This is a genomic window from bacterium, from assembly GCA_035703895.1.
Classification (GTDB): domain Bacteria; phylum Sysuimicrobiota; class Sysuimicrobiia; order Sysuimicrobiales; family Segetimicrobiaceae; genus Segetimicrobium.
In genome coordinates this window covers 22,896-35,866 of sequence record DASSXJ010000164.1, presented here as the reverse complement: position 1 = coordinate 35,866, position 12,971 = coordinate 22,896, and the positions used below count along the sequence as shown (strand labels likewise).

The window sequence follows — 12,971 nt, the reverse complement described above, 5'->3', positions numbered from 1 at the left end:
GAGGAAACATGCGATACGCTCTCGTCCAGCGTTATGTCGCCGACGATGATCTCGGCGTATCGTTTGCAGGAGAACCGGCAATACGCGGCTGCGGTGAAAGCGTTCAACGATGCCGCCTCAAATTACGCCGCTTGCACGTTGATGAATATCGTTCAGCGCAAGTGGGAGGATCCACAATTGTTCTACTGGGCGGCGTATGGGATCGGAGGCGCGGCGGCATCGGCGTTCGGTGCGGGCAACACCTCGGACGGGCTTAAGTGGGCGCAGAACGCCGAAAAGACGTTCACGGACGACGTCATGAACCATCGAGACGCGAGCCCCGCGGTGCGTCGCGCGGCCGCCGATGGTCTTGCGTATGTGCGCTCGGTTTCCTCGACACGGCAGCCTTTGCTGCCGAATGTGTGGCGCGATTGGAAGGCGGCGCATCCCGGTGGGGGCCCGTCGGCGGTCCAGCCGTCTCAGCCGGCCGTGTCGGGCCAGCCGGCGCCTGGCGGCTGGGTGGCGGCGCGCCTCGACAGGATCCAGGTGACCCTCACGGTGCCGAGCGACATGACGGTCGAGTACCGGACCGCCTACAGCGATTACGCAATCTACCGGCCGTCGGGTTCGCGTCTGGCCCTCACCGTTAGTCCGCCCACCACATACGGGAATCCGGGTATCACGGTCGCGGCCGGAGCCGATCTCCGCGCGACGTTTGACAACATCCATCGCCGGAGCCTCCAGGACCTCGGCGACGCTCACGTGTTGACCGATAGGACGTCTCCGGGGGATCGGTACGGCAGCTTCTACACCACGTACACACGGCCGGGACACACCGACGTCGAAATCATCGCGCGGCTGGTCACGCAGACGCACGTCTATCAGATGTACGGCTTCTGCGAACGTGAGACGACCGCCGCCGATACCGGCGCGTGCGAACAAGTCCTGAGTCGGATTGCCCGGAGCTTCCAAGCGCCTGACGGCCGCATTGAAGCCGGCACGCCTCTGCACCTCGGGCACGTACGGAACGGTTCCGTGTTCTAACCAGAAGCCCGCCCGAAGGCCGCAACCCATCGTCGTCAGCAGTTAGGAAATGGCCATTCTATTGAGGTCCCCGCGGAAATTCCGGCTTAAATTCATTTCAAGTTCATTTAACAACGTATCAAGTTCGTTTTAACAACGCAGGCGTAACCTCGGAGATGCGCGCGGCCGTCGCAGGCGCCGGGTGCGCGACGACTTCTTCGATGACTCCTGGGGGGTGCCTACGTGAGCGTGAAGTCACTGTACTTGAACACCTGCCTACCTCGCTTGAAGCAGGGCCTGGCCGTGCTCATGGTGCTGCCGGTGCTCGCGGCCGCGCCGATTGCTGCGTTTCCCCAAGCGCCCAAGAACGTCACCACCAAGACGCCGGTCAAGCACGTCATCGTGATCATCGGCGAAAACCGTACCTTCGATTCTGTCTATGCCACGTACAAGCCTCGACCCGGCCAGAGCGTGTTCAACCTGCTGTCCAACGCCGTCATCACCGACAGCGGGACACCAGGTGAAAACTTCTCGCTCTCCGCCCAGTACACCACGACGATAACCGGCAAATACATCATCAGTCCTCCAAACAAAGAACTCTACAAGACGCTGCCGCCTCCAATGACCTCCTACGCTCCCACGAACGCGAGTGATACCCCCGGTCCGAATGGCCCGCCGCCGCCGGGGCCGTTTGCCACCCTCGCCGCCGCACAGACCGCTGAAACCGATCTGTTCGCCACCTATTATCCGTTCCTGCTGACCGGTGCCACCGGCCTGCCAAACAACGCGGTTGATACCCGCATCGCGAATGTCACCAACCTGCCCAACGGAGTGTTCCAGCTAACCGGGCCGTCACTCAAGTACGATACCTACACGGGCGACATGGCGCACCGGTTCTACCAGATGTGGCAGCAGTTCGATTGCAACCGGAAGTACATCTCGCATCAGTGGCCCAATGGATGCCTGGCAGACCTCCTGCCCTATGTGGAAGTCACGATCGGGGCGGGCAACGGCGGCAGGCTCGTGCCGCCGGGATTCGTCCCACAGACCGGAGAGGGCTCAAACGCCATGTCCTTTTACAACGTGCAACAGGGTGATGCGCCGTACCTGAAGTTTCTCGCCGACCGCTATACGCTGAGCGATAACTACCATCAACCGGTCTGGGGTGGCACGATGGTGCAGCACCTCATTCTGGGCTATGCCGATCTCCCCTGGTACAGCGATGGAAACGGGCACCCTATGGCGCCGCCAATCACTCAGGTCGAGGACCCCAACCCGCAGCCGGGGACCAATAACTACTACACCAATGACGGCGGCGGCGCAGTGTACAGCAATTGCTCCGATACGGCCAACCCCGGCGTGGGACCGATCGTGGCCTACTTGAAATCGTTGCCGCGACCGATCGATCCAGATTGCCAAAAGGGGCGGTTCTACCCGTTGAATAACCAGAGTCCTCAGTACAATGCAGACGGCACCTTGAGCGCCAACGTCAAGACCGTGCCGCCCAGCACAGTGCGCCACATTGGCGACGTGCTGTCCGGGCAGAGCATCTCGTGGGTGTATTACGGCGGACACTGGGATCTCGCCGTAGCGAACCAACCCAACGCCTACTGCCCCATATGCAACCCCTTCCAATACGCGAAGGACGTCATGTCCGACCCCAATATTCGAAAGGCTCATATCAAAGACACGACCAACCTGCACCAGGATATTCAGAACGGCACCCTGCCGGCCGTCGCCTACGTGAAACCGGACGGATTGGTGGACGGCCATCCCGCGTCCTCCAAACTGGACCTGTTTGAGGGCTTCGTGAAGAAGATCATCACCGAACTGCAGGCCAATCTTGATCTGTGGAAAGAGACGACCGTTTTCGTGACCTTTGACGAAGGCGGCGGGCTCTACGACGTTGGCTACTTCGAGCCGCTGGATTACTTTGGCGATGGTCCGCGTATCCCCCTGATCGTCGTCTCGCCCTTCACCAAGGGGGGACGGGTCTCACATCTCTACGGAGACCACGCCTCCATCGTGAAGTTTATCGAGCGAAACTGGGGCCTGCCCCCGATCACGACCCGCAGCCGCGACAATCTGCCGAATCCGGTCACGGCGATTGGCAATCCTTACGTGCCCCTCAACACTCCGGCCCTGAGCGACCTCTTTGGCTTGTTCGACTTCGCCCACCCCGATTTTAGCGCAGACAATTAGGTGTCTCGGGAGAACAGGCGCCCGGAGAGGCGCCGCCGCGCAGGCCAGGACCGTAGGGTCCTGGCCTGCCTCTCCTCGGCAGGTTCCTACGACGATGACTCGCAGAGCCCCGTCACGTGAACCCCATGAATGCGGGCTGGCGATGCTTGCGCTCCTGGTCGTCGCCACCCTTGTCAGCTTGATCAGCATCTCCCTGATCGGCTTGATGACGACCGATATGGCCCACGCCGCCATTCAGTACGCCGTGGCCCGCGCCTTCTATATCGCCCAAGCCGGTCTCGAGGAAGCCAAGGTGCAGGTGTCCGCAGCGGCCGATCCGTCGGCGTACGCGACGCCGGCCGAAGGCGTGGCAGCGTCGTTCGGGGGCGGCCGGTTCACGTATTGGGCGGATCCCGGTACCGGGCCCGAGACGGCGTGCGGGGCCGGCCTCAAGACGCTTGAGGCCGTCGGCCAGGTGGCGTATCTCAACAGAACAATCTCCTCGCGGGTGCGTGCCTGCGGTGTGCCCGGAACGCCATTCTTGACCGCGCTCTTTGGAGTATCCCAGGTGCAGTTCGAGGGAACGTCGCGCACCTACCTTGCACCGTATCAGATCGGCACACCCGGGATGGGGGGAAATCTCGGCTCGTTTAGGGAGATCAATTTCGCCGGCAACGATGTTCGCTTGAATGCCCTGAGCGAAGATACGATCGACATGGTATCGGTGCGCGAGCGCACGTTCCCCGACTACGCGCTGTTCGGTTTTTCCGAACGCCCCCAATACAATCCCACACCTACGGACGATCCGGCTCCGTGGGTCTTCGGCGCGTTGGGGGACCTCATCAAGGCTCGGCCGGCGGCCGGGCCCACCCCGAATCGGTGTGGGACCCCGTATGCGTGTGTCACCGTGGGAAACCGAGTGACCGATGTCCCTGGGGTGGCCGATCTCCGCGAGGCCAATGATCTGCGGAGTGTGTATGTGAGGGGGTTCAGAGAGGAGACGGTGCCTCTCCTGGGCCTCGATGCCTTCACCTTCAGGGTCCAGGCCGAACGAAATGTCGCGAACGCCGCGCTCAATGCGCGTGCGGGGTGGCGGGGGAAGCGGGACTCGCTCTATACGTTTGGTGAGATCTCGAGAATTCTGTCGTACCTGGAGGCACACCCGGGTGAGCACCTGCGCGGCACGGTCTTTGTCGATGGCACCCTGAATGTGTTTCGGAGCGTGGACCTGGGAGGGTCCGCCGGCAATGTGACCTTGGCCGTGGGAGGCGACCTCGTCATTCCTAAGCAAGTCACGCTCATCAACCGACATGATCTCACCACCGTATCCGGCCGCCGGACGCCCGGCATCCTCGTCTTCGGACAGCCGCCGGCCGGCGGAGCATCGGGGCAGGCCTGCACCGGTGGAGGCGAGACCACGGGGTCCGGGCGTCTGGTGATGTGCGAGGGCAGCGGGCTTGTCGTCGATGGGCTGGTCTACACTCGGGATGGGATGGCGCTCGGACCGCAGGCGTCCGTCGATCAGATCGGGGCCATGTACCACGACACTACGGGGACGGCGAATCCCAGCTTCACGATGAGGGACGCACGCGTCGTGATCCGGCTTGATCCGCTCGCCCTCACGGCGTTTGGGAAAGGGATCGCAATCGTGTCGTGGCAGCAGGTGCACTAACGCCTGGCATGGAAGCCGCACGCACGAGGATCACAGCCCACAGGAGACGGAGTGAGGGTCAGGATGCCGCATCGCCGGAAGTTACTGGGTGAGGTGTTGATCGAGGCTGGCGTGATTACATCGGTGCAGCTCGCTGAGGCGGTGGAGCGGCAGAAGCAGACCCCCGAGCGCCTGGGTCGGGTGCTCCTGAGCATGGGGGTCGGGACAGAAAAAGGGATCAGTCAGGCGATTGCCACGCAATTGGGGCTCGAGTTCGCGGACCTTGACGAGATCATCCCCGACGAGCAGGCCCTGCTCGCCCTGCCGGAGCACCTTGCGCGCCGCTACCAGGTGCTCCCCCTCGGCATTCGCAACGGCACGCCAAGCGTCGGAATGGTCGACCCCCTCGACGTGGTGGCCCTCGATGACGTCCGCCATTTTCTCGGCCACGAGATCGAGCCCATGGTCATTGCGCTCGACAGCTTCCAGCGGATGCTGGCCCAGTATCCTGCATTGGACGAAAGCATCCAGGCCCTGATCAAGGAGATCAAGGCCGATCCCGAGGAGATGGAACTCGCGAGGTTGCGCACCCTGGTGGACGAGGCCCCGGTGGTCCGCCTCGTCAACTCCATCATCCTGCAGGCGATCCGGCAGCGCGCAAGCGACATTCACATCGAGCCCCAAGAAACCCGGGTGCGCGTACGCTACCGGATCGATGGCGCGCTCTACAACGTGATGACGCCGCCCACCCACATCAAGGCGGCCATCATTTCCCGCGTGAAGATCATGGCGGACATGGACATCGCGGAGCGGCGGCTTCCGCAGGACGGGCGGATCGAGCTCAAGGTGGAGCACCGCGACATCGACCTGCGCGTAAGCACGATCCCAACGGTGTTCGGTGAGAAAGTCGTCCTGCGGATCCTCGACAAGAACCCGACCCTGGTCGGGATCGAGAAGATCGGCCTCCTCGCCGAGAATCGCCGGCACTTCGAGACGATGATCACAAAGCCCTACGGGATTGTCCTGCTCACCGGCCCGACGGGGAGCGGGAAGACGACGACGCTGTACACCATCCTCAATCGGCTCAACTCCACGGAGTCCAACATCATCACGATCGAGGATCCCGTGGAATATCAGCTCACCGGGATCAATCAGGTGCAGGTGAACCCAAAGGCCGGGCTGACCTTCGCGACCGGCCTGCGCTCGTTCCTACGCCAAGATCCAGACATCATCATGGTCGGCGAGATCCGGGACGAGGAGACCGCCCGAATTGCTATTCATGCCGCCCTCACCGGCCACCTGGTGCTGAGCACGTTGCACACCAACGACGCCCCAGGGGCGGTGACCCGGCTGATCGACATGGGGATCGAGCCGTTTCTGGTCGCCTCGTCGCTGATCGGCGTGATCGCGCAGCGTCTCGTCCGGGTCCTCTGCGAGAGGTGCAAGCAACCGCATCCGCTGCCGGCCGAAGTGCTCCAGAGGCTGGGGGGCGCCACGGGTCCCGGTGCGCACGAGGCCCGCATCTTCCGGCCGGTTGGGTGCGAGTTTTGCAACACAATCGGCTACAAGGGCCGCACCGGACTCTTCGAGATCATGCTCGTCGATGACACGATCCGGGCGCTGGTCGCCAGGCACGCCACCGTGTCGGAAGTCAAGGAGGCGGCCGAGCAGGCCGGCATGTGGACGCTCGGCCAGGACGGCCTCGAGAAGGTCGCGCTCGGGATCACCAGCCCGGAGGAGGTGTTGGATGTGGTCTCGGTAGAGTAACCCTGAACTCGAGCCTCTTCGATCCTCTTTCCGTGACCGCGACAGGAAGACCGCTGGGATCAGCCCGCCACGGCTGCTAGGGCCTCCTCAACCGACTCGAACGGCAGCAGATCTGATGTCATGTACACGATGTCCAACACCCGCCTCGGCGTCCGGTTCCGAGGCGCGACGAGGAGCAGGTGGCGGTTCTCCTCCGAGAGACGTTTGGCCAAACGCATAATGAGGCGCACCGCGCCACTGTTGAAGTATTCCGTCTTCTCGAGCGACACAATCACGTCTCTGGAACTCGAGCGTGAGGCCCCCTGAAGGGCATCGTCGAAGGCGCGAACTTCCCCAAGATCGAGGTCGCCGGTCACTTCAACGATGGGCACGGTATCATGAACGCGGACGTGGATCGGTCCTGCCGGGGTCCTCGCGGTTTTCTCCAGGAGTAGGTCCAGCATAGACGATCATCTCCCTCGCAAAACCCCCTAATCATATTATTTCCCCGCTGATGCTTCCCTAATCATCTCGGTGCAGTAATTGAGTCCTATTCGTATAATGTGTGCCCGGCATTACTCAGGGGCACCGATGGGAGACTGACCACAGGGTCCAGCGTATGTGCTCTGGACAAGCGCTTTCATGGGAGCGCCCATTTCCACTTCACCGGAAACACACTTGACCATCAGCCGCAATTCTTAAATCCAGCGCCTCACCCGCTCTTTGTATCGAAGGTAGTCTGGGCCAAACTTTCGTTCAAGGTAGCGTTCCTCGCGGTCAATGACTCCGCGTTGCATTACGGCCAGCACAACCGCCAACAGCGCAAGCGCCCAGAGCGATTGAAGCGCAAAAGCGATACCCAGGTAAAAGAGCGTGACGCTAAGGTACAAGGGATTGCGGGTGAAACGAAATGGTCCCGTAATGACGAGCACGGTCGTCGGTTCGGTCGGTCTAATGGCTGTCCCAGCTTGTAGCATCACTCGTCTGGCGGGGACGAGAATCAACGCGCCGATCAGGACGAGGACGGCGCCAAGTCCGAATGCGAGATGACGCGGAAGGAACGACGTAGGGGCAAGGTACCCGAGGCCCAGCCCGATGATTAAGGCTGCGAGGTAGATTAGCGGCGGTGGGGCGATGACGCCAGGCGTGTCCTGTTTATTCATAATCCGTCCGATACTGAATCATCGTCTTCCTCCCTCATAACAGAACTTTCTCGATGAGCAGTCCACTCGAAGGCCCCGTCCTCGCCTGGCGACGCTCCAGCGAATTGCCGTTCAGAACAATGGACTTTCCCCAGTGTAAGTTTGCGCTCATGGCGTGGCCTTAACTTGCTTTAGTAGTCGACTCGCTCGATCTCGTCGAGGATTCGTGCTTGAAATTGCTCAGCACCGAGGCGCGACCGGAGATGGCTACCGCCGCCCAGCGTCTCAAAGTCCAGCCCCAGGAAGCCTTTCCATGCCTGGCGCAGTGCAGGACGGTCGAGGAATTTCTGTGCCTGCTCACGCGAGGGGAACTCCAGGTTCACGACAACATAGTTGGGATCGTCGTGAGGGCGGTAGATCGCGTGTCGGGTGACGCCGTTTTCCGCGCGCCCAGCTGGATCGCTATCGAAAGCCTTCTTCCAAGCCTGGAAGTCCTTGACAGGGTGCTGAATGACAAGAATCGACACGGTTCGCTCCTTTCCTGACGCATCTTAGAGTTTCGCAGTCGATTTATATTGATCTGCGGGACCTCTCAGCGTGCGCTTCGCGCCTCGCGCGCGGCTCGAAGCGCACGCCACACGCGCTCTGGCGTCAGCGGCAGGTCCCGCACCCACACGCCGGTGGCCGCATACAGGGCCGCGGCAATCGCCGGCGCCGGCGCGACGATGCCGGCTTCGCCGATCCCCTTGGCGCCGTAGGGTCCGGGGCCGCCGCCGTTTTCAAACAGGATTGAAGCGAACTCATCGGGCAACATCTCCATGGTCGGGACCGTGTAGTCGATGATCCCCCCGTTGAGGAGCTGTCCGTGCTCGAACACCAACTCCTCCCGAAGCGCATGCCCGATCCCTTGCATCGCCGCGCCTTCGTCCTGTCCCTCAGACAGCGCGGGGTTGATGGCGCGACCGACGTCGGCGGTTGAGATGTACCGGGCCAGCCGGACCTCCCCTGTCTCTACATCCACGTCGACCTCAGCGCCACCCACCCCCATCTCCCAGAAGGCGGTCGAGCCGCCGAGAGGACCGGTAAACGTGCCGGGGCGGAACACCCCGGTGCCGATCAATTCACCGCCGGGCATGCCGAAGTGGCGCGCGATAAGCTCCGCATAGGTCATGCGGCGCGGCCCGGCAGACGCAACACCGTCTGCGAGACGCACCACATCGGGGGGGGCCTCGAATGCCTCCGCGGCGATGTCCGTGAGTTGACGCCGAACGTCGAGGCCGGCTTGCCAGACGGCGTATCCCATCAGCGTCGTGGACCGGCTGGCGCTCGTGCCCTGATCGTACGGCGTGATGTCCGTGTCGGGCTCGGGCACGTGGACCCGATCGAGCGGAAGCGAGAGCGCCTCCGCTGCGATCTGTGCCATCACGGTGCGCGCCCCCTGACCGATCTCCACGCTGCCGGCGCCAACTGTCGCGCTGCCGTCGGCGTGCAGGCGCACGATTGAGTTGGAGACCGTATGCGTCCCGCCGCCGTCCTTGAACCCCACGGCGATCCCGCGGCCGCGGCCCTCGGCGACCGCACCGGGTGCGGCGAGGACGCGTTCCACGCAGTCGACCTGCGCTCTGATGTCGCCGTCGAGCGGGGTATCCGCACGATCGTATTTCTCCCCTAGGCCCAGCAGATTGCGGCGGCGCAGCTCAACGGGATCGAGTCCTAGGGCGATGGCGAGCTCGGTGATCTGCGACTCCCCCGCCCAGCCGGCCTGGGGACCGCCGTAGCCACGAAAGGCACCGGCGGGCACTTTGTTGGTAAAGACGCAGTACGCATCGATCTCGAGGTCGGCCCACCGGTAGGGGCCGATCGACCGGTAGCCGGCTTTCTGGGTGACGCGCGGCCCGACGTCCGCATAGGCACCGGTGTCGAGCCACAATTCGGCCTTGCGCGCCACGAGCGTGCCGTCGCGGCGAGCCGCAGTCTTGATGTGCACCCGGGCGCCGTGCCGCGTCAGCGTGAGGAACGCCTCGGGAATCGTGAGCGCCACCCGGACCGGCCGGTCCGCCTTTCGCGCCAGGGCGGCGGCGAGAGGCTCCAGTTTTGTGTAACACTTTTGTCCGAACGCCCCGCCCATCATCGGTGCATGCACGCGGACCGCCTGGTGCGCGAGCCCGAACATCTGCGCCAGCTCCCGGCGGACGTGGAACGGATGCTGCGTAGAGGACCAGACCTCGAGCCCGTCCCGCGTCCAGGAGGCGATCGCGACGAATGACTCGAGCGAATAGTGCTGCACGGGAGGAAGTGTGTATACGTCCTCCATCACGACGTCCGCCGAGGCGAATGCCGCGGCCACGTCCCCCCGGCGCAGACGGTATGTGTGACAGATGTTCGTGCCCGGGACTGGCTGGAGCGAACGCAGATCGCGGAAGGCCCCGCTCGGCCTGAGTTCGGCGTGCAGCCGCGGGCTGTCGGCGGTGAGCGCGTCGTCGATAGTCGCCACAACGGGCAGTTCGTCGTACTCCACTGTGATCAACTCGAGCGCCCCCTCCGCTGTCCGCGCATCCACGGCAGCGACCGCGGCGAGCGGCTCGCCCTGGTAGCGGACGCGCTCGATAGCCACGAGCGGTTGGTCCTTGAATGCCATGCCGTAGTACGGATCGATGTCCTTCACATCCGCGGCGGTCAACACCGTGACCACACCGGGAAGCGCTTCGGCACGGGAGGCGTCGATCCGGACGATTCGGGCATGCGGCACCGGACTGCGGAGAATCCGCGCCTCGAGCATGCCCGGCACGGCGAACTCCGACACATACACCGTGCGCCCGGTCACTTTGTCCACGGCGTCCACACGCGGGGCGGGCCGCCCGACCACCACCAACATCGCTGCGTTCGACATTCGGTCGATCATCGCTCCGCTCGCGTCTCACTCGCACGGGGGCGTGTTCGCCTCAGCGCCCGCCAGACGCGCTCCGGCGTCATCGGCAACTCATGCAGGCGCGCCCCGGTTGCCTCCCAGATCGCGGAGGCCACCGCCGGCGACGTCGGAATCAGCCCTCCCTCACCGATGCCTTTGGCGCCGAACGGGCCCGTCCCGTCGCCATTCTCGACGAGGATGGACTGCAGCGCGTCCGGTACATCGTCGAATTGCGGGACGCGGTAGTCGACCAGGCTACCGTTCAGCAGCTGACCGTCCTCGTACCGCATTTCCTCGAAGAACGTATGCCCTAGCCCCATCATGGCCCCGCCCTCGTCCTGTCCTTCACACTGCTGCGGGTTGATCGCGCGGCCCACGTCCGCGACGGAGACGTAGTCCAGCACGCGCACGTGGCCGGTTTCGGGGTCGGCGCGCACGCGGACCGCGGCCGACGCCGCTTCCCAGAACGGCACGATGCCGCCGAGCAAACCACCGCGCTCTCCGCGGATCGTGCCCCGCCCGATCAGCTCGCCCGCCGGCAGTCCGTAGTGTCGGGCGATGATCTCGTTGAGACCCAGCGATGTGGTCCCGGCCCACACGCGCCCGTCGCGCACCTGAATCGTCTCAGGATTGACCTCAAGGAGCCGCGCGGCGATGGCAATAACTTGGCCGCGGAGGTCCCGCGCGGCGGTCTGGACCGCCTGTCCTGTCATCGTCGTCGAGCGGCTACTGCTCGTGGCCTGATCATACGGGGATGCTTGCGTATCCACCATCACGGCGCGGACGCGGTCGGTCGACATGCCGAGCTCCTCCGCCGCAATCTGCGCCATCACCGTGCGAGCGCCCTGGCCGATCTCGACCGTACCGCACAGCACGCCCACCGAGCCATCCGCGTGCAGCCGGGCGATGGCTGTCGACACGCTCGGCGCGAGCGGGGCCTTGATGGTGCACGCTACACCACGCCCTTCTGCCGGCTCCCCACGAGACGTCCACCGGATGGCAGCGGCGGCCCGCTCCAGCCCCTCGATGAAGTCGCCATCCGCGGGCCGGTCCCCCGGCATGACCTCTTCGCCTTTCCGCAGCAGGTTGCGGCGGCGGATCTCGACCCGATCGATACCCAGTGCTGCGGCGATCGCGTCCAGTTGGGCCTCGTATGCCCACGTGAGCTGCGGGACCCCGTAGCCGCGGAACGCCACGCTCGGCGCGGTGTTCGTGTACACCGCGCAACTGTCGATCCGAAGATGCGGGATCCGGTACGGCCCGCCCGCGGTGTACCCTGCCTTCTGCGCCACGCGGGGCCCGACGTCGGCATACGCGCCGGCCTGGAAGAGAACCTCCAGATGGCGGGCCAGGATCGTACCGTCGGGATTGACCTTGGTCCGAATCCGGCATCGCGCGCCGGGGCCCCGAACGGTCCTGAACGCCTCCGCAGAGGTCAGCGCGAAACGCACCGGGACACGCGCCTTCCGGGCCATCATGACCGCAAGCGGCTCGATCTTCGTATAGGACTTGTTGCCGTAGGCCCCGCCGATGAACGGGACGACGATCCGCACCCACGCGACGGGCACGTCGAACATTTGGGCCAGCTCATAGCGGACCGGGAACGGGTGCTGCGTCGCGCCCCACAGCGTGATGCGGTCGCCGTCCGCTTCCGCGATCATGACGTGGGGCTCCATCGAGAGATGGTGCACCATCGGAAACACAAAGGTATCGTCGAAGAGCCGCTCGCCGGCAAGGAGCATGTCAGCGGATCCCCGCTCGTACTGCCAGAGGTGGCAGATGTTCGTTCCCTCCACCGGGCGGAGCGCCGCAAGGTCCCGAAACTGCCCGGCCTGTCGCAGCGTCTCGTGAACCAGGGGCGCGCCGGGGGCGATGGCCTCGTCGAGCGAGGTGACGTACGGGAGCGGCTCTAGTTCCACGTGGACCAACTCGACCGCCGCCTCGGCCTCCCGCTCGGTCCGCGCGACGACGGCGACGACCGGCTCCCCCTCGTACCGGACGCGGTCGATCGCAAGAATCGGCTGGTCCTTGTACACCGGCCCATAGTAGGGATCGATGCCCGCAAAATCCTCCCGAGTCACAACGCAAATGACCCCGGGGGCCTGCTCCGCCGCGGCGGTGTCGATTCGAAGAATGCGTGCGTGCGGTACCGGGCTCCGCCAGACTTTGCCGTGGGCCATTTCGGGCCGCCGCACATCCGTCGCAAACTCGGCGGCACCCGTCACCTTCTCCCGCGCGTCGTGCCGAACGACGGATCGGCCGACCGCCCCGCGCCGCAGCTCCTCAACCTTCGTCCCGCCCGTCCGGGTTGCGGTGCGATCGTTAAAGGACATCACCGAAA

Annotated in this window: 9 protein-coding genes; 4 read left to right on the top strand and 5 right to left on the bottom strand. The window is 64.2% G+C overall.

Going from position 1 to position 12,971, the window contains the following annotated elements:
• The 4 genes from VFP86_11755 to gspE form a co-directional block, all read left to right on the top strand.
• Nucleotides 1-1,023, top strand: a 1,023-nt coding sequence (locus tag VFP86_11755) for a hypothetical protein (GenBank protein ID HET9000315.1), incomplete at its 5' end; no start/stop codon positions are given.
• Between the two features lie 288 nt (nucleotides 1,024-1,311).
• On the top strand, nucleotides 1,312-3,204 hold the full coding sequence (locus VFP86_11750) for an alkaline phosphatase family protein (protein ID HET9000314.1): 1,893 nt from the start codon (nucleotides 1,312-1,314) through the stop codon (nucleotides 3,202-3,204).
• Nucleotides 3,205-3,346: 142 nt separating this feature from the next.
• Nucleotides 3,347-4,855: a hypothetical protein gene (locus VFP86_11745; protein ID HET9000313.1), complete on the top strand. Its 1,509-nt coding sequence runs from the start codon at nucleotides 3,347-3,349 to the stop codon at nucleotides 4,853-4,855.
• A gap of 63 nt (nucleotides 4,856-4,918) precedes the next feature.
• On the top strand, nucleotides 4,919-6,601 hold the full coding sequence (gene gspE / locus VFP86_11740; GenBank protein HET9000312.1) for a type II secretion system ATPase GspE: 1,683 nt from the start codon (nucleotides 4,919-4,921) through the stop codon (nucleotides 6,599-6,601).
• A gap of 59 nt (nucleotides 6,602-6,660) precedes the next feature.
• Here the strand turns inward: gspE and VFP86_11735 are convergent, their stop codons facing one another.
• The 5 genes from VFP86_11735 to VFP86_11715 form a co-directional block, all read right to left on the bottom strand.
• On the bottom strand, nucleotides 6,661-7,044 hold the full coding sequence (locus VFP86_11735) for an STAS domain-containing protein (protein ID HET9000311.1): 384 nt from the start codon (nucleotides 7,042-7,044) through the stop codon (nucleotides 6,661-6,663).
• A gap of 234 nt (nucleotides 7,045-7,278) precedes the next feature.
• On the bottom strand, nucleotides 7,279-7,743 hold the full coding sequence (locus VFP86_11730; protein HET9000310.1) for an isoprenylcysteine carboxylmethyltransferase family protein: 465 nt from the start codon (nucleotides 7,741-7,743) through the stop codon (nucleotides 7,279-7,281).
• Between the two features lie 170 nt (nucleotides 7,744-7,913).
• Nucleotides 7,914-8,249 (bottom strand): hypothetical protein, encoded by a 336-nt coding sequence (locus VFP86_11725; GenBank protein ID HET9000309.1) that lies wholly within the window; start codon nucleotides 8,247-8,249, stop codon nucleotides 7,914-7,916.
• A 65-nt stretch (nucleotides 8,250-8,314) separates the two neighbouring features.
• Nucleotides 8,315-10,624 carry a xanthine dehydrogenase family protein molybdopterin-binding subunit gene (locus VFP86_11720; protein HET9000308.1) on the bottom strand — a complete coding sequence of 770 codons (2,310 nt, stop codon included), beginning with the start codon at nucleotides 10,622-10,624 and terminating at the stop codon, nucleotides 8,315-8,317.
• Nucleotides 10,621-12,963 carry a xanthine dehydrogenase family protein molybdopterin-binding subunit gene (locus tag VFP86_11715; GenBank protein HET9000307.1) on the bottom strand — a complete coding sequence of 781 codons (2,343 nt, stop codon included), beginning with the start codon at nucleotides 12,961-12,963 and terminating at the stop codon, nucleotides 10,621-10,623. Before VFP86_11715 ends, VFP86_11720 begins: the two co-directional genes overlap by 4 nt.
• Between the last annotated feature and the right edge of the window lie 8 nt (nucleotides 12,964-12,971).